23 protein-coding genes and 1 riboswitch are annotated in these 25,483 nt (G+C 37.0%); of the genes, 10 read left to right on the top strand and 13 right to left on the bottom strand.

The genetic code is table 11. The annotated features are described in order from the left end of the window. Positions 1 to 20 precede the first annotated feature (20 nt). The 4 genes from KVT27_RS18600 to KVT27_RS18585 form a co-directional block, all read right to left on the bottom strand. Entirely contained in the window at positions 21 to 2,225 is a 2,205-nt protein-coding gene (locus KVT27_RS18600) for an MFS domain-containing histidine kinase (RefSeq protein ID WP_217581748.1), read from the bottom strand. A gap of 15 nt (positions 2,226 to 2,240) precedes the next feature. Then, complete coding sequence (locus tag KVT27_RS18595) at positions 2,241 to 2,396, bottom strand: hypothetical protein (protein ID WP_008176206.1); 156 nt, start codon at positions 2,394 to 2,396, stop codon at positions 2,241 to 2,243. Beyond that, positions 2,374 to 3,066, bottom strand: coding sequence for a response regulator transcription factor (locus KVT27_RS18590; RefSeq protein ID WP_036122705.1), 693 nt, complete (start codon positions 3,064 to 3,066; stop codon positions 2,374 to 2,376). Before KVT27_RS18590 ends, KVT27_RS18595 begins: the two co-directional genes overlap by 23 nt. Positions 3,067 to 3,142: 76 nt before the next feature. Continuing rightward, positions 3,143 to 4,021, bottom strand: coding sequence for a DMT family transporter (locus KVT27_RS18585; RefSeq protein WP_036122702.1), 879 nt, complete (start codon positions 4,019 to 4,021; stop codon positions 3,143 to 3,145). Positions 4,022 to 4,172: 151 nt separating this feature from the next. On the opposite strand from KVT27_RS18585, the gene KVT27_RS18580 reads away from it, so the two are divergent. Next, positions 4,173 to 4,403 (top strand): MerR family transcriptional regulator, encoded by a 231-nt coding sequence (locus KVT27_RS18580; RefSeq protein WP_036122699.1) that lies wholly within the window; start codon positions 4,173 to 4,175, stop codon positions 4,401 to 4,403. Positions 4,404 to 4,468: 65 nt separating this feature from the next. Here KVT27_RS18580 and KVT27_RS18575 read toward each other — a convergent pair whose 3' ends face one another. From KVT27_RS18575 to KVT27_RS18565, 3 genes are all read right to left on the bottom strand, one after another. Next, complete coding sequence (locus KVT27_RS18575; RefSeq protein WP_036122696.1) at positions 4,469 to 5,455, bottom strand: homoserine dehydrogenase; 987 nt, start codon at positions 5,453 to 5,455, stop codon at positions 4,469 to 4,471. A 473-nt stretch (positions 5,456 to 5,928) separates the two neighbouring features. Then, positions 5,929 to 6,315 carry a hypothetical protein gene (locus KVT27_RS18570; RefSeq protein ID WP_217581747.1) on the bottom strand — a complete coding sequence of 129 codons (387 nt, stop codon included), beginning with the start codon at positions 6,313 to 6,315 and terminating at the stop codon, positions 5,929 to 5,931. 330 nt (positions 6,316 to 6,645) lie between these two features. Continuing rightward, positions 6,646 to 7,950 carry an O-acetylhomoserine aminocarboxypropyltransferase/cysteine synthase family protein gene (locus tag KVT27_RS18565; RefSeq protein WP_217581746.1) on the bottom strand — a complete coding sequence of 435 codons (1,305 nt, stop codon included), beginning with the start codon at positions 7,948 to 7,950 and terminating at the stop codon, positions 6,646 to 6,648. A gap of 116 nt (positions 7,951 to 8,066) precedes the next feature. Continuing rightward, positions 8,067 to 8,180, bottom strand: a riboswitch (SAM riboswitch). Between the two features lie 155 nt (positions 8,181 to 8,335). Here KVT27_RS18565 and KVT27_RS18560 point away from each other — a divergent pair. Then, positions 8,336 to 8,968 carry a glycerol-3-phosphate acyltransferase gene (locus tag KVT27_RS18560; protein ID WP_036122687.1) on the top strand — a complete coding sequence of 211 codons (633 nt, stop codon included), beginning with the start codon at positions 8,336 to 8,338 and terminating at the stop codon, positions 8,966 to 8,968. A 199-nt stretch (positions 8,969 to 9,167) separates the two neighbouring features. Next, positions 9,168 to 10,649 (top strand): DASS family sodium-coupled anion symporter, encoded by a 1,482-nt coding sequence (locus KVT27_RS18555; protein ID WP_217581745.1) that lies wholly within the window; start codon positions 9,168 to 9,170, stop codon positions 10,647 to 10,649. Positions 10,650 to 10,729: 80 nt separating this feature from the next. On the opposite strand, the gene KVT27_RS18550 is transcribed toward KVT27_RS18555, so the two are convergent. Beyond that, a complete protein-coding gene (locus KVT27_RS18550; RefSeq protein WP_036122682.1) occupies positions 10,730 to 12,250 on the bottom strand; it encodes a succinyl-CoA:acetate CoA-transferase ScpC in 1,521 nt (506 codons plus the stop codon). Between the two features lie 366 nt (positions 12,251 to 12,616). Between KVT27_RS18550 and chrR the strand changes: the two genes are divergently transcribed. Together chrR and KVT27_RS18540 are read left to right on the top strand one after the other, a co-directional pair. Next, the gene (chrR, locus tag KVT27_RS18545; RefSeq protein ID WP_036122680.1) at positions 12,617 to 13,348 is read left to right on the top strand and encodes a class II chromate reductase ChrR; all 732 of its coding nucleotides are present in this window, start codon (positions 12,617 to 12,619) and stop codon (positions 13,346 to 13,348) included. A 210-nt stretch (positions 13,349 to 13,558) separates the two neighbouring features. Further along, the gene (locus KVT27_RS18540; RefSeq protein ID WP_036122677.1) at positions 13,559 to 13,984 is read left to right on the top strand and encodes a hypothetical protein; all 426 of its coding nucleotides are present in this window, start codon (positions 13,559 to 13,561) and stop codon (positions 13,982 to 13,984) included. A 43-nt stretch (positions 13,985 to 14,027) separates the two neighbouring features. Here the strand turns inward: KVT27_RS18540 and KVT27_RS18535 are convergent, their stop codons facing one another. Further along, entirely contained in the window at positions 14,028 to 15,707 is a 1,680-nt protein-coding gene (locus tag KVT27_RS18535) for a tripartite tricarboxylate transporter TctB family protein (RefSeq protein ID WP_036122674.1), read from the bottom strand. Between the two features lie 367 nt (positions 15,708 to 16,074). On the opposite strand from KVT27_RS18535, the gene KVT27_RS18530 reads away from it, so the two are divergent. The 3 genes from KVT27_RS18530 to KVT27_RS18520 all read left to right on the top strand — a co-directional run bounded on the left by KVT27_RS18530 (position 16,075) and on the right by KVT27_RS18520 (position 19,097). Next, the gene (locus KVT27_RS18530; protein ID WP_036122671.1) at positions 16,075 to 16,725 is read left to right on the top strand and encodes a lysoplasmalogenase; all 651 of its coding nucleotides are present in this window, start codon (positions 16,075 to 16,077) and stop codon (positions 16,723 to 16,725) included. Positions 16,726 to 16,754: 29 nt separating this feature from the next. Continuing rightward, positions 16,755 to 17,984, top strand: a complete 1,230-nt coding sequence (pepT, locus tag KVT27_RS18525) for a peptidase T (RefSeq protein ID WP_036145420.1) — start codon at positions 16,755 to 16,757, stop codon at positions 17,982 to 17,984. A gap of 150 nt (positions 17,985 to 18,134) precedes the next feature. Then, positions 18,135 to 19,097: a DMT family transporter gene (locus tag KVT27_RS18520; RefSeq protein ID WP_217581744.1), complete on the top strand. Its 963-nt coding sequence runs from the start codon at positions 18,135 to 18,137 to the stop codon at positions 19,095 to 19,097. A 291-nt stretch (positions 19,098 to 19,388) separates the two neighbouring features. Here the strand turns inward: KVT27_RS18520 and KVT27_RS18515 are convergent, their stop codons facing one another. After that, entirely contained in the window at positions 19,389 to 19,820 is a 432-nt protein-coding gene (locus KVT27_RS18515; RefSeq protein ID WP_036122662.1) for a DUF4395 domain-containing protein, read from the bottom strand. Positions 19,821 to 19,938: 118 nt separating this feature from the next. On the opposite strand from KVT27_RS18515, the gene KVT27_RS18510 reads away from it, so the two are divergent. After that, positions 19,939 to 20,649, top strand: a complete 711-nt coding sequence (locus KVT27_RS18510; protein ID WP_036145415.1) for a hypothetical protein — start codon at positions 19,939 to 19,941, stop codon at positions 20,647 to 20,649. Positions 20,650 to 20,708: 59 nt separating this feature from the next. Here KVT27_RS18510 and KVT27_RS18505 read toward each other — a convergent pair whose 3' ends face one another. Next, on the bottom strand, positions 20,709 to 21,389 hold the full coding sequence (locus KVT27_RS18505; RefSeq protein WP_036122658.1) for a hypothetical protein: 681 nt from the start codon (positions 21,387 to 21,389) through the stop codon (positions 20,709 to 20,711). 11 nt (positions 21,390 to 21,400) lie between these two features. Then, positions 21,401 to 22,513 (bottom strand): mandelate racemase/muconate lactonizing enzyme family protein, encoded by a 1,113-nt coding sequence (locus KVT27_RS18500; protein ID WP_036122656.1) that lies wholly within the window; start codon positions 22,511 to 22,513, stop codon positions 21,401 to 21,403. A gap of 80 nt (positions 22,514 to 22,593) precedes the next feature. Here KVT27_RS18500 and KVT27_RS18495 point away from each other — a divergent pair, with 80 nt between their 5' ends. Next, positions 22,594 to 23,835: a hypothetical protein gene (locus tag KVT27_RS18495; RefSeq protein ID WP_036122652.1), complete on the top strand. Its 1,242-nt coding sequence runs from the start codon at positions 22,594 to 22,596 to the stop codon at positions 23,833 to 23,835. A gap of 56 nt (positions 23,836 to 23,891) precedes the next feature. Here the strand turns inward: KVT27_RS18495 and nhaC are convergent, their stop codons facing one another. Then, positions 23,892 to 25,340 (bottom strand): Na+/H+ antiporter NhaC, encoded by a 1,449-nt coding sequence (gene nhaC / locus KVT27_RS18490; RefSeq protein ID WP_025115547.1) that lies wholly within the window; start codon positions 25,338 to 25,340, stop codon positions 23,892 to 23,894. Between the last annotated feature and the right edge of the window lie 143 nt (positions 25,341 to 25,483).

Below are 25,483 nucleotides of genomic sequence, written 5' to 3'. Positions count from 1 at the left end.
CAGCTGCCACCACCTTTTCCTTATACTGCTGAAATTCGAACTGTCACTTTAAATAAATCGCCATCCACATCAATTGTCATGCGAGCTCCATGCAAATCTACTATAGATTGCGCAATGGCTAATCCAAGTCCAGATCCTTCCGTATGACGTGAAGCATCTGCACGTTTGAAACGTTCAAATAGTTCCTCAGCATCTTCATTAATTTCATACTTTGCTACATTTTTTACCGTTAATTCAGCATCACCATCTACTGTTCGTTTTAACGTCACATAGACGCGAGTACCCTCTAACGCATATTTCAATACATTAACAATTAAATTATCAATGAGTCTCCACCATTTTTGACCATCCACATAGGCATAAATAGGCTCATGAGGCATCGTCATTCGTAAATCTAAACGCGACTGTAATAAATCTTCCTTATGCTCCCCTACTGCCTGCTGAATAAGTTGTGTCAAATCTACGCGACTTCGTTGAAGCTCGATATTACCACTAGCCATTTTCGATACTTCAAAGAGATCTTCAATCAATACTTTTAATCGTTCTGATTTTTTATCGAGAATATGAATGTATTGTTGACGTTCTTCCTCTGTAAGATTAGATTTTTTCAAAAGATCCGTATACGTAATAATCGAAGTTAACGGAGTTCGTAAATCATGACTCACATTGGTAATAAGCTCTGTTTTTAATCGTTCACTTTTAGCCTGCTCATGCATAGATGTTCGAACGCCTTCTCGTAAATGATTAAGATTTTCAGCATGACTAGCGAGCGGGGACTTCCCTTTCACTTTCACGTCACGATTCAGTCGCCCATTGGCCATATCTTTCGTATCCTTCATAATACGGTTTAAGTAACCCATTCTTGATAAGAAAACAATCAAGGTTGGAAACCCTACGAACATACATACACCTAGAACAAGTACTGGGAAAGCTCCTCCTCTTAGCATAGAAGCGACAAGGCTACCTCCTCCAAAGAAGGCTGCCCCTAACATGAACAATGCGTGCATCGCTATAGAGCGATTAATAAATAAATCCGTAATCGAATCCCCGAGTGACCATAAATAACTGGATTTCACATTTTGCTCTAACTTTTTCAACGTATCTATTCTTGTATAAAGCCAAATTAATTGAATAAAGAAAGCAATTCCTATAATAATTAACACACCTAATTTAAAGGCGAAATCTAGTATAGAGCGTACATAATTATATTGGAAATTGTAATCGTAAGTGTATTCAATCGATTCAAAAACAATTTGAGATGAAATAAGATACATAAACCCTGTGATCAACACTAAAACAACTTGAAAATCAAATTTCACCTTATTTAAAACGTCTTTTTCCTTCATTCCTCTAACCGTTTGCAGTACATCCTTACGACCTCTCCAAGCAAAAATTGCTGTTATTATGCTAGTGAGCCATATAAAGAAGTAGGTATATTGATTACGGTGAAAACGATTATAATCCTGCATAACACCTAATGATTGAACTGCTTTTTTAGAGATGGTTAAGACACCTGTATATTCAGTTGTTTCATAAAGATTATCGACATCCACATAAGTTTCTGTCCGGTAAAAAATATCCCTTACATTATTACTAATATTCCCCACATACAATGGATTTCGCTCAGAATACTTTATTTTATAGGCACTACTTTCTGAAACATCACCTGCACGGTATGTTTCTCCTGTTTCCGTATTCGTCAACTCATAAGACCAGTAATCATAAGACTTTTTAAAGTTCTTAGCTTCACTCTGTGCTGCTTTTATATATTTATCGATGAGTGCTTCTTCTCCAGCAAGAATCTTCTTTCGTACATGTTCATCGTTTTCAAAATTTGCCGTAATGTCTTTAATTTTATTATCTCGTTCAGTCTCTAACTTTAATTGTAATTCTCCCGCATTGGCATCCATTGCTTCCTGAATTCGCTGTTCATATTGTTGTTTAATATTATCGATTTGCTGTCCTAATGTACCATAATAATTACGATGCTCTTCTATTTGAGACTGCGTAATCTCTATTTTCCCTTTTAAGTCTTCAGCCTTCGGTAAATTTATTACTAACGGCCCAAGTTCTGAAGTAAAATTATCGATTTCATGTTGGAAATTTTCTGATTCGAAAAAGGACTTACCAATATACTGATAGCCCACATGCCAAAAAGTAAAGATGCCGAAAATAGTCCAAATGAGACTCATTAACACCAGTAGGAATTTCCATTTTTTTATCATACTACTAACACTCCTCTAAAAAATTCTTTCTAGTAACTGTAAAACCTCTGAGGAGCGAGAATCAACGATTTGATAAGCATAAACGCCAAAATAAATAAGTCCAACAACACCTGCAATGAATCCTGCAATAGTCATATACTTCTCTATTTTATTTTTCCATTTTATAGCCAACGCCCCATACCACCTTTAGATAACGTGGGTTTTTTGGGTCCGCTTCAATTTTTTCACGAATTTTTCGAATGTGCACAGCTACAATATTTTCAGCATTGTAGGCTTCCTCATTCCAAACTCGTTCATAAATTTCACGAATCGAAAAAACACGCCCTGCATTTTTCATTAATAATTCCGTAATTTTATATTCTATTGGAGTTAGTCGAACTGGTTCTCCTTCTAAAATGATTTCTTTAGCATCTTCATCAAGAATAAGCCCGTCAATTTCTACTTTTGTTGCACCTTCACTATACGTTCCTAGTTGTACATAGCGTCTAAGCTGCGATTTCACTCGTGCTAATAGCTCTAATGGATGGAATGGCTTTGTTACATAATCATCCGCGCCCACCGATAATCCATGAATTTTATCGCCATCTTCTGCCTTTGCACTAAGCATAATAATAGGAATATTGCGCTCTGCTCTAATTTTAAATGTCGCAGTAATTCCATCCATATTTGGCATCATTATATCTAAAATAATTAAATGTACTTCATTATTTTCTAGCTTGTCTATTGCATCTAAGCCATCTGCTGCTTTTATAACATTATAGCCTTCATTTTTTAAATAAATTTCAATACCATCACGAATATCTTGATCGTCGTCTGTAACAAGAACTGTTAGTTTCGTCATGATAGACACCTCGCTCTCAAATATAAGTGTACCTTTCAAATCTTAAAATCCAGCTAGTAAAAAAATGAAGAATTTCTTAAGGTTTTAGCTTATTATGAAGCCTTCCTTGCCTCCCACCTATCGTCAACACAACAATGCTGCCTAATAGCATTGCTACACCTAGCCAGGACACACCACTTAATTGTTCTCCAACTAGAAAAACGCCAAGTATTGCGGCTGTCAATGGCTCAGCTAAGGATAGCGTTACAGCTGTTGATGAATTTATTTTTTGCAAACCGTTTAAGAACAGTAAATAAGCTACGCTTGTACACATAATTCCCATAAATAGTATCGTCCATAAATTTTGCATATTTTCTAACCACGCAAAACCATTAGACAGTGAAAACGGTAGTAAAAATAAAGTACAGAGCGAAAACGTCATAGCAACTGCTGGTAAAGCATCTTCCTGCGCCATTAATTTCTTACTAATATTTGTATAAAAGGCAAAAGATAACCCTGCACAGAGCGCTAAACCAAAGCCACCCATTTGTACAGCTTCTTCCCCATTATTGATAAACAATAAAACACAACCCATGATCGCTATCAATGTAGCTAGCCCCCAAATAATTGATGGTCGGTTTCTCCATATAATCCATTCAATAATGCCCGAAAATACCGGTGCACTTCCAATGGTCGCAACCGTTCCAATCGCTACACCTGTTAGACGTATTGATGAAAAGAAAAGACCTTGAAAAAGAGCAATACTAGCCGCAGCTAAAATCGTCCATTTCCATGACCAATGTAGAAAATTAATTTTTCGCAAAAAAATTGTAATTGCTAAGAGAAGTCCACCACCAATGGCAGAACGAATAGTGGCGACTGCAATCGGAGATACATTATTATCTAAAAACGTTTGGGCAGTTCCTGTCATGCCCCATAAAATAGCTGCTAACAATACAAATAACGGATTTAACATGTAGACCCCCTCCGCCTTCTTCCTTCTAATACTAATCATACATATTTATCCAAAATCAAACAATTATCATTTTTGCTTTTTCTTTCATCCACTCCAGTATGCATTCGGTTAAATGGACGTTATAATGAATACAGTTAAAGGAGCGAGTTGTATGTACAAAACAATTGAAGAGACAGCAATTGAGCTAGGTATGCCTGAAGAACAAATAATACGCCTAGTTTATGAGGGACGCATCCGTTCCGTTTTCGATGGAAATATGATACTCATAAATAGTGGACAATTTAGTACGTATTTTAATCAATTGGAACGTATTAAAGAGGAGATTGAAATATGGAGATCTACCCCGATACCAGAGGATATTGACGTAAAAGACGAGGATTAAAAAGCCCACCATTCAATCAATAGATCATTGTTGAATGGCGGGTTAACTTTATAAAATAATAATGATTAAATCGTTACAACAAACCCTGCCCTTTTCCCGATAATTTCAGCATAATCTTCTACCATCACACTTGCTGTTGGGTACATTCCAGCACCAGGACCTACCAAGGTTAAAGTACCAATATAATTTGTTTCTAATGCAACTGCATTGAACACATCATCGACTGGATAAAGTGGATGTTCTTTATCAACCAGTTGTGGTCCAACTTTTGCTACAATTTTCCCATTAGCTAGTTTTTCCACTTCAGCTACATGACGGTAACGTAAACCCTTTTCACATGCCTCATGGACCTGCGAAGCTGAAATACTATCTATGCCGATAACTTCTACATCCGCCCAATCAGGTTGTTCTCCAAATGCTAGGGCGCTTAAAATCATTAACTTTTTAAAGGCATCCTGACCAGAAACATCATTATACGAATCTGCCTCAGCGTAGCCTAAACTTTGCGCTTCTTTTAAAGCTGTATCAAATGACCAGCCCTCTGCTCGCATTTTAGTTAAAATATAATTACAAGTACCATTTAAAACACCTTGTATACGACTAACATCATTAACAAGTAATATATTTTTCATCGTTTTAATAACAGGTACTCCTCCAGCAGTTGTCGCCTCAAAGCCTACAAAGACACCATTTGCTTTTGCAAGTTCTTGTAACTCTAATCCACGCTTTGCAAACATGACTTTGTTGGCAGTAATAACATGACATTTATGCTCTACCGCTCTCTTTAAATAACTATATGCAGGCTCTTCATTCACAATGGCTTCAAATATTACTTGCATGCCTGGTTCTGCCAATACATCATCCATGCTTGTAGTCATCAAATGTGCTGTGCCTGGTACACGTTCTCGGCTAGCATCTGTTACTAAAATTTTAGCTACTTCCAATTCAATGCCTAATTTATTTTTAAGATCTTCCCGCTTTTCATTTAATATATGATAGATTCCTTGACCTACCGTTCCAAATCCTAAAATCGCTGCCTTTATAGTTGCCATTCTTATTATTCCCTCCAACTTACATTCCGCAGTTTCATCAAGCCAAACTCTCCGTGGGGTTGTGCCAAATCATTTGACACCAACCGCAGGCCTTAGCCAACCCTTAATTTTGGATAAATTTTGATATTCAGTACATGTTAGAACATATACAAATTCAAATAATTCGAAATTTAACTTAAAGAAAATTGTAACGCATATATATACTTTACACAAGAAAAATCTTTCTAGGAAGGACATTTGTTTTCCCTAGACGTGCAAAAGAAATCGGTTTCATTCCTTTTACTATACGTTTTTTTAGTTTATCCATAAGATTTGAACAAATATTGACTCTTTACTCTCAAATTATGATGTCTTTCTTCTATTATATATATGTATGTTCAGACACCCATAAACCAGCTAAATAATTAAACTACTATAAAAAAGGCTCATTCCCTGTAGCAGCAGAGAATGAGCCTAAATATATGAGGGATTATTTAGCTCGCTTTTGAAAGCAATTGAAAACGATATTGTGTTAAAGCTTGTTGAACAACACTAATTTCTTCTTCTGTAAAATTTGGTATTGCATACGTACGTTCCACTAATTGAAATGTACCATACTTCAAATAAAATTCTGTTGCTGGAAGCTGGATGTGGCTCACACCATACTTCTCATATGCCTCATAAACTTCCTTAATCGTATAGCCAATATCATCTGTGCAAACCTGTTCCTGATACGCTGAATGACCGAAAATTTGCTGCCATTTACATTCCACTAATGTAAGGATGTGTTGAATGGATTGATTGTTAACAAATACATGACCTTCATTTAGTTCATAAATTAGATAAGATGCAATGTTTTGCGCACTATAGAGATTACCCATTTTAAACACTCCTTTATCATCAGTTTTTTTGAAGAGTAGCCACTGGCTATGTAACTACTCTCCTATCTATTCAAAAGTGGGGGGATCACTTATGAAAACATTTACCTTTTCAACGAGGTTTTTCCGTACATTTAACTTAATTCCAAGTATATAACAAGGTTTTAATAAAGTCAATAATACATATAAAATTACTCGGTATTGTTTTTAAAAAGGTTCTGATAATTACCGGATGAGGTAATTGGTTAATGTAGCAACGTTTGACGTATACCAAATGAGGCTATTCGAATGAGAAAATACGTAAACGCTACAACATTCGCCTGTCATTCTATATTAAGCTTCTACTGTTTGCTCAGTTGTTGCTGTTGCCTGAGTAATAGCCTGCTCTAAATCTGCAATGATGTCCTCCACTGCCTCTAAACCGATTGATAAGCGAATGAGCGATTCGGTTACGCCAGCTTGAATTAGTTCATCTGCTGATAATTGTTGGTGTGTAGTAGATGCTGGATGGATAATTAGCGACTTGGCATCCCCTACATTTGCTACATGTGAAAACAGCTTTACATGATCAATAAGCTTTCGTCCTGCTTCACGTCCACCTTTAATGCCAAATGTAAGCACTGAACCGAAGCCATTTTTTAAATACTTTTTCGCCAACTCATGTGTTGGAAAATCTTCTAGGCCATTATAATTTACATACTCCACAGATGGGTAGTTACGTAAATATTCTGCCACAGCTAAAGCATTTTCATTGTGTTTAGGGATACGCAAATGAAGCGTCTCTAAACCTTGTAAAAGATTGAAAGCTGCATCTGCACTTAATGTAGGTCCAAAATCACGTAACAACTGTACACGCAGCTTTGTAGCAAAGGCTGCAGAAGCTGTATCGATTCCATAGCGTAAACCATGGTAAGAAGCATCCGGCTCTGTAAAGCCTGGGAATCGCCCACTAGTCCAATCAAACTTACCAGCGTCTACAACAACACCACCTAGAGTTGTCCCATGGCCACCTATCCATTTCGTTGCTGAGTGAACTACCACATCTGCACCGTAGTCAATTGGTGTAGACCCATAAGGAGAAGCAAATGTACTGTCGATAATTAATGGTAAGCTGTTGTCATGTGCAATCTTAGCTACAGCTTCAATATCTAAAACCTTTAAGCTTGGATTACCGTAAACTTCTGCGAAGACAGCTTTTGTTTTATCAGTAATGGCAGTCTTAAAATTCTCTGGGTTTGTTTCATCTACAAAAATCGTTTTAATGCCATAGTTTGGTAATGTATTCGCGAATAAATTATACGTACCACCATATAAAGAACTAGCTGCTACAATTTCATCTCCTGCCCCAGCTAGATTTAAAATAGAAAATGCAATAGCTGCTGCACCAGATGAAAGTGCTACTGCTGCCGTTCCACCTTCTAATAAAGCCACACGCTTTTCAAAAACATCCACTGTCGGATTCGTAATTCGCGTGTAAATGTTCCCCGCTTCCTCTAAGGCAAAAAGACGTTGCGCATGAGCAGTGTCTTTAAAAACGAAAGCAGTTGAACGGTAAACAGGAACAGTTCTAGAACCCGTCACAGGGTCTGGCTCTTGACCGCCATGTAACAGCAGTGTTTCTGGTTTAAAATTTGTCATTGTGTACCTCCATTTGGTTATTTTTTTACGATGGTACCGGAGATGAGGAGGATTTTTCTGTAGAAAACAAAAACCCTCTTCAGCTAAGAAGAGGGTTGCGGTTGCAAGTTTTCCTCCCCTTATCTGCCAGATCCAAGTAAGAATCTGTAGGAATTAGCACCTTAGTAAGTTCATCACCTACTGGTTGCCGGGCATCATAGGGCCTATCCCTCCGCCGCTCTTGATAAGAGTATGAGATTCAATTTCCATCGTTGTTACAAAGTATAAGCATAGAGTTTTTTTCTGTCAACATCTAAATTTTATTTTTTCCGAAACTTCTGTCTGCTCTTTTACGTAGTAAGAACGCATACACTATTTTAGAAAAAAATTTGAAAGGAGTATTTTTATGGTAAAAGCCGTGATCTGTTTTCTAGTTGTTGGCTATTTGATTGGCTGTATTCACGGCTCTAAGGTGGCACAATTTTTATCCGGGGTTGATTTAAAAAAAGCTGGCCATGGCAATGCTGGTGCCTCTAATGCTACGCTTTCACTCGGCTGGAAATATGGCGTTTTAGTAGCTCTTATCGATATTGGCAAAGGCGTCGTAGCCATTGTCGGTGCACATTTTTATTTAACAGATGTAACACATTTAACAGCAGAACAAACATGGCTCCTCACCTACTTGATAGCTGCAGGGGTTATTTTGGGGCATAATTTCCCTTTTTATATGGGCTTCAATGGTGGAAAAGGGACTGCCTCTATCATTGGAATTTTACTTGCGGTTGATTGGAAGATTGGTTTATTTGCACTTATTCTATTTGTTATTTTATCTTTTGCAACGAACTATTTAATTGTTGGGGTATTAGAATTTTACCTCGTTTTTTGTACCGCTACTTACTTATGGATTCCTGGGCTTGGCCCGACCATTATTGCCATTCTACTTTTTGCTATTGCTATTATTTTGCACATTGAAAATATTCAACGTTTAATCAATGGAACCGAGCCTAAAGTTACTTCTGCCTTCAAGAAAAAGAAATAATATTTTTAGGAGATATTTGTATATTTTATGACCACAAATTATCTCTTTAATTACTATTAAAGCTGTAAAACAGACATATTCCGCTTCTTTTCATTCTATACAATAAACGGACGAATTCTTATCTTAAAAAAACATTATACTGACCGATGTTATGGATAATAACCGTCATTTTACGTAGACGTAGAAGGGATGAGAAAATATGTCTTCATCTAAACAAACAACAACGAAGCGTAATTTAAAGCCTTTATGGATTGGGTTGGCTTTTGCTTTATTAATTATCATTATTTTTTTACCTAATAACGGTGATCTACCTGTAGCTGGACAGCGCGCTTTAGCCATTTTAGCTTTCGCGGTTATCCTGTGGGTAACAGAGGCTGTTTCATATCCTGTTAGCTCTGCAATGATTATTGCACTCGTCACAGTTTTACTAGGACTTGCACCATCTATGGATGATCCAACAACACAACTAGGTACTGCTAGCGCCTTAAAACTATCATTAAGTGGTTTTAGTAACTCTGCCGTGGCCCTAGTAGCAGCAGCTCTTTTTCTAGCGGCAGCCATGCAAATTACCAATTTGCATAAACGACTTGCTCTTTGGATTCTTTCGCTTGTAGGAACAAAAACAAAAGCCATTGTTTTCGGTGCTATATTAGTTTCAATTGCCCTTGCATTTTTTGTTCCTTCAGCTACTGCACGTGCTGGCGCAGTGGTCCCTATTCTTCTTGGCATGGTCGCAGCATTCGGTTTACCACGTGATAGTCGACTTGCTGCTTTACTTGTTATTACTTCTGTACAAGCCGTCTCCATTTGGAATATCGGTATTAAAACTGCGGCAGCGCAAAATATGGTTGCTTTGAATTTCATCCAAGAGCAATTTAATGTGAATATATCATGGGGTGCTTGGTTACTTTATGCTGCTCCATTCTCGATTATTATGTCAGTAGCCTTATTTTTCATTATGATTACGCTTATTAAGCCTGAGACGAGCAATATTGATGGTGGTAAAGAAGTCATCAAGAAACAGTTGGCTGAGCTTGGGCCGTTAAAAGCACCTGAGATTCGATTGATCGTTACATCATTAGTTTTACTATTTTTCTGGGCAACGGAAGGCAAGCTCCATCCATTTGATACAACGACGGTTACAATTATCGCTATTGCTGTACTACTAATGCCTAAAATAGGCGTTTATTCATGGAAGGAAGTTGAACCTCATATCCCTTGGGGAACAATCATTGTCTTTGCAGTAGGTATTATGCTCGGAACTATTTTGCTGAATACAAAAGGTGCATCATGGTTATCAGATAAATTTTTTGGTTCACTCGGTCTAGATACTATGCCAATTCTTGCTACGATTGCTATCGTAACATTATTTAATATTCTTATTCATTTAGGTTTCGCTAGTGCAACAAGCTTAGCCTCTGCACTTATACCAGTGTTTATCGTGTTAGCTTCCACATTAACAGCAAATGTTGATCAGGTTGGCTTTGTTATCGTACAACAATTTGTTATTAGCTTTGGTTTCCTATTACCAATTAGTGCACCACAAAATATGCTTGCCTATGGTACAGGAGCATTTACAACAAAGGATTTCCTGAAATCAGGTATCCCATTAACGATTCTCGGCTTCCTCCTAATTTTACTGTTCTCTGCAACTTATTGGAAATGGGTTGGCCTACTATAAACGCTAATCGTCATAGATAAACTTATACAACAAAAGGCCTTGAGGGAGCAGCTGTCCTTCAAGGCCTTTTTATTAGAATTCTATTTTGATAAAGCTGGGTCTTTCATTGTTCCACTTTTTGCGTAATTGACATGCCATGACAGCGCTTTTTCAAGATCATGCGGCGTATGATGTCCACCAGTTGCCTCATTAGCGTCGTTAAAATATTGCCATAGCTGCTCACGATAATCAGGGTGTGCACAATGATCAATAATTAGACCTACACGTTCTTTCGGAGCAAGCCCGCGTAAATCAGCCACTCCCTGCTCTGTTACGATAACATCAACATCATGCTCTGTATGATCCACATGCGAAACCATTGGGACAATGCTAGAAATATTCCCACCCTTAGCATAGGATTTAGTCACAAAAATACCTAAGCGTGCATTACGGGCAAAGTCACCCGATCCACCGATACCATTCATCATTTTAGTGCCAGAAACATGCGTAGAATTAACATTTCCGTAAATATCAACTTCTAATGCCGTATTCACTGAAATCAAGCCGAGTCGACGAATAATTTCTGGTTGGTTAGAAATTTCTTGTGGACGCAGTACTAATTTATCCGCATACTTGTCAAAATTCCCATAAACGCGGTTTCCTACTTGTTCAGAGAGGGTAATGGAAGTAGCAGAAGCAAAACTCACTTTTCCTGCATCGATTAATTCAAATACTGCATCTTGAAGTACTTCTGAGAATACTTCTAGGTTCTCAAACTCAGAATCTTTAAAACCAAGTAATACTGCATTCGCCACTGATCCAACCCCAGATTGAATTGGACGCAAGCTTGTTGTTAAACGGCCAACTTTAATCTCTTCACGCAGGAAGTTTAACAGATGATTAGCCATAATATCTGTTTCCTCATCAGCAGGAACGATCGTTGATGGCGCATCTAGAATATCAGAAACTACGATACCTTTTACTTTATCCAAATCTAACGGAATACCGATTGTACCGAGACGATCAGACACATTTTGTAAAGGGATTGGGTCCCGTTTCCCTTGTTGTGCAGGAACGAAAATATCATGTACGCCTTCTAATGCATCAAGTTGTGCTACGTTTAATTCAATGATGATTTGATCTGCCTCTTGCACAAAAATCGGAGAGTTACCAACTGAAGTTGTAGGAATTAATAAGCCATCTTCTGTAATAGCAGCCGCTTCAATAATTGCAAAATCAATAGGTCCTATAATGCCTTGGCGAACCAACTCTGCATTATGTGATAAATGTGCATCCACAAATGTGATATCACCACTATTAATTTTATTACGAATACCAGCATCTGCCTGGAAAGGTCCTCGTTTGCGAATAACGCCAGCCTCTGCTAGGTATTGGTCTACCTCAGGGCCTAGAGATGCTCCTGTATATATATCTACCTGGAAGCTCTCTTTTTTAGCTTTCTCTACAAGCGCAAGAGGTACAACTTTTACATCCCCAGCACGAGTGAAACCGCTCATCCCTAATACCATGCCATCCTTAATCCAAGATGCTGCTTCTTCTGCTGTTACAACCTTGCCCCGTAATTGCTCATGACGAAGCTTTTTCGCTAACTTTTCTTCCATTCCTTATTCCTCCATCCCACTTTATTTTTGTTCAACTAGTATTTGGTTCCATTATCTCTGTCATCAAAATTACCTCCGCTTCAAATAGATATGCAGGAGGCTTTATCCTTAATTAAAAGAGCTAACCCCACTCCTCTTCTGCATAAGAATAATCTAATTTTTGGTAGCACAACCAAATAAACAGCCGATTATATAATTTTATACTATTTAGAATATTTAATCTATATCAAATGAAATATTTAACTTTTCGAGATAATTTCTACATTCCCACACTATTTAAATATAATTATCTACCCCTCTTTAATCGATTTTGATTGGAAAGCGTGCTATGCTCTTGATATATAAGTGACAAAGGAGAGTAGACAAATGGTTAAAGAATTATTACGAAACCATTCTTCAGTAAGAATCTATGATGGAAACCCGATTTCAAAAGAAATTATTGAAGAATTAATCGCAACAGCCCAAATGGCTGCCACGTCACATTTTGTGCAAGCCTATAGTGTTATATGGGTAACAGATGCAGACAAAAAAGAGAAATTAGGATTACTCTCTGGGAATCCCCGTCAGTATGAAACTTCTGGTGGCGCCTTTGTTTTTTGCGTTGATTTCAAACGGCTACAAATGGCAGGTAAGTTAGAGGGAGTAGATATCGTGGCAGATTCAGCCGAAAATGTCCTTGTTGGAGTTGCTGATGTATCATTGTTTGCACAAAACTTTGTTATTGCAGCAGAATCAATGGGATATGGCATTTGCTATATTGGAGGAGTGCGCAATAACCCCTCAGAAATAAGCGATTTATTTAATTTACCTGATCATGTTTTCCCGTTGTTCGGTCTAACAATTGGCGTACCTGTTCGTCGTAATGAGGTAAAACCACGTTTGCCTGTGTCTGCCGTATTACATGAAAATGAATACAATGCCGAGAAGTATGATGAACTTTTATCAACATATAATGAGACAATGGAAGCCTATTATAATAGTCGATCATCTAACAGAAAAATCGATAATTGGACAAAACAAATGGCTGATTTTTTAATTGAGCAACGTCGTCCTCATATAAAAGAGTTTTTAGCTACTAAAGGATTTAACTGGAAATAAATAACGTTTTCTAAAATGGGGTTACTATCGAATGATAATAACCCCATTTTTTTCATAATTTCGTTACCTATTTGTATAAACTATAGTCATTATGTCTCGATATATCTATTAAGTACATTAATAAATTAAACGAAAAGACTCTTCCATTTTCAAACAATTCCATTCATATTAATAAATGATTACTTATTTACGAAGGGAGTTATACAAGCAATGTCCTATATCAATAAACATCTTGCTCGTACCTTAGAACAACAACATAAGAGAAGTGTAAGAGGTTTATTTTTAAAAATTGAAGAACTAAATGCTGCTTGCACTCAACTAAGAAAACGACTTGAACCTGAAACAGATATAGCCGTTTATAAATATGCGATAGATTATGTTAATCAATTTGTTGCTCATACCTCTATCCTCAATTTAAAATTTATTACTAATACTCAAAATTTAGAAGTGTTAGTATTACATGCTCTTCTACTATCCTATATTTTAGAAAATGAGGACAACCAGTCTTTTGCCTACGAGGAAAAATTGCTCAAAGGATACTTACAAGACACTTTCACATTAAACGATCATGCAAAAACACTCTTTATAAACCATAGAGAAAAAATGCTCAGCTTTATTGAAAACGAAGGAACATAAAAAAGACGATCTCGATATACGAACAAGATCGTCTTTTACTTTTTTATTGTAAGCCTTTAATAATTAAAGAACGGACTGGTAGGAATTGCTCTCCTGTTTCACCATATTTGATAATAACCTCGTCACCCTCTTGTAAATAAATAGCTAAAGGTTCTGTTTCGGCACTTACTAAGTAATTTTCACCATCGCTTAATAAGAAAGAAATCGTCGTAAAATCACCAAGTCGTTCCTTGTAAACTCGGACAACTTTTCCGCTAGCCTGTTTTTCTTCTGCATTTGAACTACCATCTACCGTATTTCCCCCACGACTTAAAGCAGTTTTATACAGCTTCAGAGCTTCCCTTGGAGTAGTAGCGTAAACAGAAATTTCAGGATTGGCTGCTGAAACAATGAAATAGTTTTGTAAAAATCCATTTGAATCAAGCACCGCTGTCAGCCAGCTAGCTTCTCCATAAAAATTATATAATACAGGCATTTCACCAGCCCATTTTTTCTCGATAAATTTCTTTTCGATAATTTGCAAATTCCCCTGTGAGTCCATATAGCTTGAATCTAGATTACCTGTGTAATAGGTTGCTTCCCCTGTTCTTGCATTCGTTAAGGAATAACCTAACATGGAATCTACGCCTTCTTTAGGACTTGTAAAATCGGTGAAATAATACATATCTCCTTTTTCATCAAAAATAGGACTGACATTCGATTCTGTACCTTCGTCCGAAGGAATTTTTACATCTTTCTTACCAAACATACTGTTCCAAAAACCATGAACATAATTACCGAAATAACTGTTCTGTAAGCTTACAGTCTCTGGTGAAACTGCACCATCAATAAATTCAGGTATAGCATCAAGCTTAACCACTTCTGACTTCCCTGTAAGTGCATCGACCAAGACGATACCTTTTACATCAAAGCCATTACGCCCAGAAATAAATTCACCATATGAGCGAATATAATAAGGCTTCCCTTCATCATCTACTTCAAGTTGTACATCTCCGTAGAATATAAGGAATGGATGTTGCAAACGAATATGACGCTCTAAATTGGTATTTAAATAGGCTGAAGGAACATATTTCATTTCCTCTTTTATAAATTTGGGATTATCTGCTGAATCTGTAGCACTCATAATAAAGTAACCAGGTGTCGTATCACCATTCATCCATTTAAAGAATCCCGAAAATTCAACCGGTGCGATATAAACATATTCACCTTTTACTTTTTGAATTTGTAAACGACCTAATTCATAATAGCTTGTATTCGGTACTTGCCCGAATGCCTTTTTCATTTTATTACGAGCAAATTTTGGTGGAACACTTGCAGGTGTCTGTGTCTCATCAAACGGCTTTAGCTCCACTTCTTCCTTCATTTCTGAAGACTTAAATTTCTCATTCGCGTTCCATAATGGTGCTGATAGAACATAGACTGCAACACCTAGGCTCGCTAAAAATAAAACACCTTTTATTTTTCGTTCAATGCCACTTGCAAGCATTGCACCAATTAACGTTAATAAAATAATAGCTGGCCAGAAAACAAGCCAATTGACGTCAATTTTTGTTACATACAATGTGATTCCTGTTGCTAAAAACCCTAGCACAAAGACACCAATAAAGAAGTATCCAATCACCTTTCTAGATTTTCCATCTTCTCGCTTCTTAGTAATAAGCGGTGTTACTAACACACTCGCGATTAATGCAATGACTGCAGAAGCTATTAGTAGCTTAGTCATTTGGTTCATCCTCTCTCAAAGCTTTCTGTCTTCTTATTTACGGTTACATACTAAAAAAGTTTCATACATAAGGTATATTAAATTACATGTCGGCGTTATTATGTCCAGGCTTTTTTAAAGTCTCTAACATCTGGTGGTGATTTTAATTTCTCCATCAAAATGTTGGACCACCGGAATATCCAAAGGACGTATTATTTTGCATATCCTTTATTTCAATGTCGTTTAGATTCGCTTTACCTGTCGACTCGTTACTTAAAGAGATGAGTCCCTGCTCTTCACTATCAGATAAAAAATGTTTGCTGCCTAGTTAAATAAAGGAATTCTATCATAAAGAAAGAATTTCATAATAGAAAAGGAGCTGAAAATAGTGTTTAAAAAATTATTAATTGCTTTCATTATTTTATTTGGGTTGTATTACATTTTTCTTTTTTCGCATATTCCAGAAAGCTTACAACTAATCTTTAAGGTCATCCCGATGTTGTTGATGATTATTTTAGCGGCCATTCAGAAACCAGTACATATAAAAAAATATCAATTATTGATTATTACAGGTCTAGTATTTTGTATGATTGGCGACTATACATTGCAATGGTTTTTAATTGGGCTAACTAGTTTTCTAATCGGCCATATCTTTTATATTTTTGCCTTCTCATCTGCAAACGAGCGACAAGTGCCAATATGGGCAAAAATAATCTTATTACTGTACGGAGCAGGAATGGCCATTTGGATAGCAGGATCCGTTTTCAAAACTGGTGAAACAATTTTAGCTATTGCAGTGATCGCCTATATTGCAGTCATTTTAACGATGGGATGGACCGCAATTAAAACTGGCTCTAAATTCGCAACAATAGGTGCTTTGTTATTTATCGCCTCAGATTCCTATTTATCTATTAATAAATTTGTAATGCCATTAGCTTTTTCCCATGAAGTCATTATGCTGACTTATTATAGTGCCCAATTACTCATAGCTTTAAGTATTCTTCAATATTCCGAAATCCGAAGTAAAGTGTTACAATAATTACACATACACATTAGGGGGCCATACTTATGAAAGAACAAGTAATTGAGCGATTAATACGTTATGCAAAAATTGATACACAATCAGATTTCACAAGCGAAACTACTCCTTCTACACCAAAACAATTTGATCTGTTACATGTTTTGAAAGATGAACTTGCTACTGTAGGCTTAACAGACATTACATTAGATGAAAATGGCTATTTATTTGCGACACTAGAAGCAAATACAGACAAAGACATTCCAACTATCGGCTTTTTAGCACATGTGGACACAACTACGGATTTTACGGGAACAAATGTTAACCCGCAGCGCTTAGATAATTATGATGGTGGAAATATTCAGCTAAATGAAAACTTAGTGATGTCACCAACTGATTTCCCTGAGCTTCAAAATTACATTGGTCAAACACTTATTACGACAGATGGTACAACATTGTTAGGAGCAGATGATAAGGCTGGTATTGCTGAAATTATAACAGCTATGGAATACCTTATCCAAAACCCAAGTATTAAGCATGGTAAATTACGCGTGGCGTTTACACCTGATGAGGAAATCGGCCGTGGCCCACATAAATTTGATGTGGCTGCATTTGGAGCAGACTATGCCTATACAATGGATGGCGGACCATTAGGTGAGCTACAATACGAAAGCTTCAATGCTGCTGGTGTAAAGGTAATCACAAAAGGAACAAGTGTCCATCCTGGATCTGCAAAAAATAAAATGGTCAATGCCATTACAATGGCTATTGCCTTCCAAAATGAAATGCCTACAGAGGCGGTTCCTGAAAAGACTGAAGGTTATGAAGGTTTCATTCATTTAATGGGCTTTAAAGGGGCTATCGAGCATGCAGAGCTATCGTATATCGTTCGTGACCATGATCGTCAAAAATTCGAAGAGAAAAAACAGTTAATGCAAGATGCTGCAGCCAAAATTCAAGCGCAATTTGGTGAGAATGCTTTAAGCATTACTATAGAGGATCAATACTATAATATGGGCGAAAAAATCGAGCCTGTAAAAGAAATTGTGGACATCGCTCGTGAGGCTATGGAAAAATTAGATATTACACCAATTACTCTACCTATACGCGGTGGTACTGACGGCTCACAATTATCTTATATGGGCTTACCAACACCAAATATTTTTGCTGGTGGCGAAAATATGCATGGTAAATTTGAATATGTATCTGCTGAAACAATGGAAAAGGCAACACAAGTCATCATTGAAATCGTTCAGCTATTTGAAAAACGTGCAGAATAGTTTATCTTGTGCCAAAGTAGTTTTTTAAGTGGACTTGAAATATAACGGAGAAAGGTTCTTCCCTTTCTTCGTCATTTTTTATATATTAATTACTGAATATTCTAATTACATAAAGAATTTGAGTGATGAACTCAAATCGAGGTGATCATAATGAAAGAAATTGCTATAGGCATAGTAGCTTCCCTTTTTTTTGCTGTAACATTTATTTTAAATCATGCCATGGAAATGCAAGGTGGTAGCTGGCTATGGAGCGCGTCATTACGTTATTTTTTCATGCTACCTTTTTTACTTATCATTGTGTTTTATCGCAGAGGCTTTTCACAATTATCTACTGAGATAAAAGCACAGCCTACAGCTTGGCTTCTTTGGAGCTTTGTAGGATTTGTCTTATTCTATGCACCGTTAACCTATGCCGCTGCATTTGGCCCAGGCTGGTTGGTTTCTGGCACTTGGCAATTTACCATTGTTGCAGGTGTATTATTAGCTCCACTCTTTATGACTGTTATTGCTGGAAAAAAAGTGCGTCAAAAAATACCATTCGTTTCTCTTCTAATCTCATGTGTCATATTAGTAGGTATTTTACTAATCCAAATACCTCAGGCACAATCGGTTTCATTTAAAAGTTTAATGCTAGGGATTTTGCCTGTCATCGTCGCTGCATTTGCTTACCCTCTCGGCAATCGTAAAATGATGGACGTCTGTGGAGGGCGTATTGATACCTTCCAACGTGTTCTTGGTATGACAATCGCTTCCATGCCAGCATGGATTATCATGGCTATTTATGCCCTGTTCACAGTTGGCCTACCTTCAACAGGCCAGTTATTCCAATCATTACTTGTGGGTATTAGTTCAGGCGTCATAGCAACTATTTTATTTTTCATTGCAACAGATCGTGTAAAAGATCATCAGGGCAAACTAGCAGCGGTTGAAGCGACACAGTCAACAGAAATTCTTTTTGTCATTATTGGTGAGGTAATATTATTAGGTATTCCATTCCCTAACTCGATTGCCTTGGCAGGTCTAGGCGTCATTGTTGTCGGAATGCTACTGCACAGTTATTACACAATGATTTTTGGGAGAAAAAGTACCACCCAACAAACGCCTTCTTCCTAACAGCTCATTTTGATGGGCTGTGTTTTCTTGGTTGTATGAAAATCGAAACGTTTGCCCTACAGATAAATTCAAAAAAAGACGACTCCATTCTATAATAGAAAGAGTCGTCTGAGATTTTCACGTTCCCAAAAAATGAGGGGGGTTTTAGGAGCGTAATCATGAACTAGCAAACTTCTGGAGAAAAGTAGCTAAAGTTCATCCTCTCTACACTGTATTGTAGTGGAGGAATAATCTTTATACGATAATGATAATCATTATCAATTAAATTGTCAACAATAATCTAATAATTTTTTAAAAAGATTTTTTTAACGAACGGCGGTACTGCCATTGCTTCAGTTGAAAATGTAAAAAGCAACCTATACAAAAACCTGCTATAGCAATGGAAGAAGCTATTGCTACCATTGTCGTAAAGATATGACCTACTACCTGCCAATTTAATAGATAGCCTAACAAGCCACCCGTTAAACAAAAGCTAGCTATACTCGCATTAAATTTTTGTTGCTGTGCATCCTCTGGTATATAGGTAGATGGAGCTTTCTTAAGAAACAACCTCCCAAACCGAATAATGGGGTTATAGTTAAAGAAGACGCCCAATAAATTTGCAACCAATGGAATGGCTAAAATCCATATGATTCCTGTAACCCATGTGGCGATCACACTTAACAGTATCGCCCATTGATTAAGTCGTACCAGCGGTCTAGGAATTGCATGAGGCAATGACACTTCAAAACCCACCTTTCTTATATGTTTAATGTATTTTACTATATGGCATTCCATTTGTGAAGCAAAAATGATTACTTTATAATTGAATTACGAAAGCTCTTAAGAAAAGGGGATCATCATGCCAGCTTTAACGATGGATCAAGTTCAACAATTAAACTCCTATAGTATTTATACAACAGAACCAAAGCGAACGTTATTTACTTTAGCTGATATACATAAAGACTTTTACCATCCTGATTTTTTAAATCTCATGATGGGTATCACGGACGCCGCTACGGAAACTGCCGCTATTTCTCACTTCGCACGCCGCTATGGGATGTTTTTTGCTATGCAACTTTATATGCTCGCCGCTTATGACGAAGTGTGGGATGGAAAGCCAATTGAATTACGCTTCGATGCTGCCAAGGAATTCAACAGCTTTACAGTCGCTATGTTTGTTAATCCAAATGATTGGCGCTATGTTGAGGAAAATGAACGTCAGGTGGTCATTGAAAAAATTCTATACGATGGTCATGTGATTGTTCAACAACTTCGAAAAGTAACTTCAATCTCCCCTCTTACTATATGGGAAAATTTCTTTGGCTATTTACTATGGCATTATCATATTTTACTATCGAACCCTGGCTTAGCCGATCAAGCAATGGACGATATAGAAATATTGGAGGACCCAAAAACATGGGCACGCTTCTCTAATAAATCTTGGTGGGCACAATATACAGGGGGTCTAAGTCCAACAAATTTAGTCAATGTCCCTGTCCGTAAATCGTGTTGTTTTTCGAAAGATATACCAGGATTAATGGCTTGCGGATTTTGCCCAATGATGAAATAGTAGCAAGACAAAAAAGCCTTAGCTTCCACAAATTCATGTGAAAGCTAAGGCTTTGTATGTTATTTTTCGTATACTACAAACCAATCATTATTTTCGGCATACATAGACGTGCCAAGAAAGCCCTGCTTCAAAAGCTGCTGTTGAGCCGCTGTATCTTCCATGTTAATCACTTGTTTTTCTGTCAATAAAGGGATCTCTTGACGTAAATCCTTAAAGAATATATAACGTAGTTTGTCTACATATTTAATTTTTAATCCTTTAATAACGAGGTCTTGAGCGAACTTATCCTTTAAGCTCGGAATATTAAATGGCTTGACTGTAGAACATACATAATCATATTTTTCCACATCGATGTTACTCATCACTATTGTCGCTAATGTTTTTTGTAAGCCATAGCCACGGTACTTTGGTGAAACATTAGAAATCTCCTGATACAAAACTCGATTAAATTCACTCTCAGGAATTCCACAATCATACCCAAGATGTTCCTCATCAATAGGAGGGTTTAATAGGGCACGGAAGGCAATCAACTTCTCACCTGCATAGGCGCCTATCATCATACCTTGTCCACATAGAATATATTCGAATTCCTCGGTGCTCAATGGCTGTAAGATGCTTTTATCAGCTAAAGCTTCATATACCTCCACCTGCAAGTCTTCGATTTGTTGTAAATGTTGAATTGCTAACTCTGTGACAAAGTATGGAGTCTCCCCTAGCATACCTTCATATATTTTTTCCATGTTTCGCCTCCTTAGGCTGTGACAACAGTTGAAAACTTACACAATTCCTTCATAACAGCTTCGTCTACATCAATACCGAGACCCGGTTGTTCATTTAAACAGATAAAAGGAACATCATAATGAAGATTACCCACATCTTTTGAGAACTTCAATGGCCCTGTCAATTCAACACTTGTCATAATTTTTTTAGAAAATGCTACATGGAAACCTGCCGCAGAGCCAACAGATGACTCTACCATGGAACCAACTTGACATTCAATACCAGCCATTTCTGCCATAACTGCTAGCTTCATTGCAGGATAGATGCCTCCACATTTCATTAATTTTATATTTACTTTATCCGCAGCACGCTTGGCGATGATTTCACGCATTTCACGTACTCCTCGAATTCCTTCATCAATCATTAGAGGTACATCAGATTTTGACTTAATCTCAACCATTCCATCGATATCTTCACTATCAACGGGTTGCTCTAACCAATCAATATTTAAATCCTTCATCGCACGTAAGCCCTGTAATGTAGTTGCAGCATTCCCCCACCCTTGGTTGACATCTACTCGGATGGCGATATCTTCACCTACTTGCTGTCTGACTGCTTTAATACGAGCAACATCACGGATTACCTCTGTACCTACCTTCATTTTAAATGAACGATACCCCATCTCTACACGCTTCGCAGCCTCTTCAGCCATTGCCTCGGGCGTTCCAATACTTAACACATGTGTAATAGGGAATTTTTCATGATAACGCCCACCTAAAAGCTGATATACTGGAACCCCCAATGCTTTCCCAGCAATATCAAAGCAAGCAATATCAATAGCTGCCTTTGCTGCCGGAACATCTTTTACAATCTTATTCATTTTATCGTGCAATTTTTCAAAGGCCATTGGATCTTCACCAATAACAGCAGGTGCAAGATGATGTTGAAGCACAGCATATGTACTTTCCCATGTTTCCCCCGTTACATGTTCATCAGGAACCGCTTCACCATAACCTACAATACCAGTATCAGTTGTTACTTTTAAAATAATAGAAGGCATTGTATCATATGTAGCATAACTAATAATAAATGGATCAATTAGCGGTAAATGTATAGCATAAATTTCTACTTGTTGGATTTTCATAATAATCAGTCTCCTTTGTCGTTATATACGTCGCTAATACGTCGCTAAATATTTAAAAAAATAGAAAAGGAACGATGCCCATGTCTACGAAAATAGCGATTATTTGTTCTAAAGCATTTATGAAGCGTATTATTAGTATCGCACAAAATATAGACAATATTCAATTAGAATTTTATCTATACAACCACCCCTCTGAGGCGCCAATTTTAATGAAGCAAATTAAACCTTGTGATGCTCTTTTATTCGGAGGTACATTACCCTTTTTACATGCTCAGCCTCTCCTATCGGAAATACCAATACCTTGGAATTATATAAAACAAGATGAAACAACTATCTCTACAACTCTGTTATCACTAGTAGCTAAACATGCTATACCGATCAATAGAATTTCAATTGATGTAATGAATCCAGCATTTGTAGATAACGTTTTAACAGAAATTGACTATAAGGGTTCGAAGCCACATATTCAACATATTTCTATTACAGAACCAACAGAAAATATTTTAAAGCGTCACATTGCGCTGTGGAATACCAAAAGCATAGATTTCGTAATTACAAGTATCCACAGTGTTTTTGATACATTACAAGCACATCAAATACCTGCCATGCGCATGATAGATGCCACGAATTCTATTATTCAATGTCTCGAAGAAACCAGATCAAAATCACTTTTAACAAAATCGGAATCATTTAAGGCCGTAGTTGGATTTTTAGAATTCCCTACGGATTCTTCCTTTGATTCAGCTATTTTAAATCAAATTGCGAAGGCTACCTTTTCAACATATAAACAAATTTCATCACAAAGCTTTGAGCTTTATACAACTGCTGGCCATTTACAAAATGCACTCGAAAAGGAAACTTTAGAAGAGCTTATTAAACAAATTGAAATACCATTTAAACTAGCCTTCGGGTATGGGCACTCCATGTTAGAAGCCACCCAAAATGCTCAGCATGCTTTAACATTTTCGAAACCATTTGAAATTTATATTCTAGATGAACATAAAAACCTTTTAGGTCCCTTTCCCAAATCAGAAGGTAAATTATCTTTAAAAACAGATGATCCTTATGTATTAAAAATGGCCAAAAATACAAGCTTAAGTCCATTAAATATTTCTAAAATCATCAATTTTAGTCATGAAAGGCAATCCGCACAATTTACATCGCAGAATCTTTCAGAATACCTACAGGTTACTAGACGTACAACTGAGCGTATTATAAAAAAACTAGTAGATCAAGGGTATGCTAAGGTCGTTGGCGAAGAAATGACACATCAACAGGGTCGACCTCGCACCATTTATGAATTAAATTTCGCCACCTATTAACCAATTATATAAAAGGAATTCTCGTAAATGCTAAGCATCTACGAGAATTCATATGATTAATCAACCATTACCATATTATCAGTGTTTTCCATTTCTTGTTCCTTTTTACGTTTCTCTGCTTCCGCCATTTCTTCTGGCGTTAATTTAACAATAGCAAAACCAATATAACCATAGATAATGGAAATAATAGGTACCATGAAATTAAGAATGGCATATGGTGCATACTCCATAGCGCCTACACCCAATGTCGCTAAAATGAACACACCACAAGTATTCCATGGGAAGAAAACGGATGTTAATGTTCCCCCATCTTCTAAAGCACGAGATAGATTTTTAGAATGTAGGCCTCGTTGCTGATAGACACCTGCAAACATCCGTGAAGGGACTACAATTGAAATGTATTGCTCTGAACAAGTTGCATTCGTTGTGACACACGCTGCAATTGTTGAAGCAATAAGACTCCCCGTAGATTTAGCAAATTTCACGATTACATTCATAAGAGCTTTCAACATCCCTGAATACTCTAAAATACCACCAAAAGTCATCGCCACAATGGTCATTGAAACCGTATTCATCATAGAATCTAAACCACCACGGTTAAATAAATCATCAACCATGTGATTGCCTGTCGAGATTTCAAATCCAGCTTGTAATGCTTGTACAGCACTTGCAGCCGAACCACCTTGTACAAAAATTTGTAGTAAGAAACCTGATACAATCCCAATAATTAAAGCTGGAATTGCTGGTACTTTCTTAGCTACTAAAACAATAACACCCACTGGTACAAGTAATAGTAAAGGAGAAATAACAAAGCTTTCTTCCATCACTTTTAACGTTGTTAAAATTTCTTCCGATTTCATCGAAACATCTGCAAATTTTCTGCCCAAAAATCCGAAAACAACAAGTGAAATAATTAACGCTGGAATTGTTGTATAAAGCATATGCTTAATATGTTCAAATAAATTTGTACCTGTTAAACCAGCTGCCAGATTCGTTGTATCTGATAATGGTGACATTTTATCTCCAAAGTAAGAACCTGAAATAACCGCACCGGCAATCATAGCCGCTGGAATACCCATACTTAAACCAATACCCATGCCTGCGACGCCGATTGTCGCCATCGTCGACCACGAACTACCAATAGCTAATGACACGATCGAGCATAATATCATAATTGTCACTAAAAACCATGCTGGAGATATTAGCTTTAAGCCATAGAAAATCATCGTTGCTACGACCCCGCCGCCAATCCATGCTCCAATTGTCAAACCTACCAAAATAATAATGACAATGGCAGGTAATGCCAAACGTATCCCCTTATACATCATTTCTTCAATTTCCGACCATTTGTATCCATGCATTTTGGCAACAATTGCTGCTACAGTTGTGCCGACAAGAAGAGGTACGTGAGGACTTTGCTCTAAAACAACTACTGTAATCAACATTGTAATAATCATAATTGCAAAAGTTAGTAGTGCCCAGCCCGCATTTATATCCTTTTTCATTTTTCCATCCCCTTTTTTTGCACCAAATCCCTTTTCGGTTTTTCAACGACGCAAATAATTTTTTACGTTTTTTAGCTTAATATTCAAAAAATTAAAAGTCAACGCAAAAAAATTATGCTTCTCTAGCAAATCCCTTTGTTTTA

It is taken from the genome of Lysinibacillus sp. GbtcB16, assembly GCF_019091145.1.
Taxonomy (GTDB): Bacteria; Bacillota; Bacilli; order Bacillales_A; family Planococcaceae; genus Lysinibacillus; species Lysinibacillus fusiformis.
The sequence above is the reverse complement of the archived record's forward strand: the minus strand, read 5'-3'. Positions and strand labels throughout refer to the sequence as shown.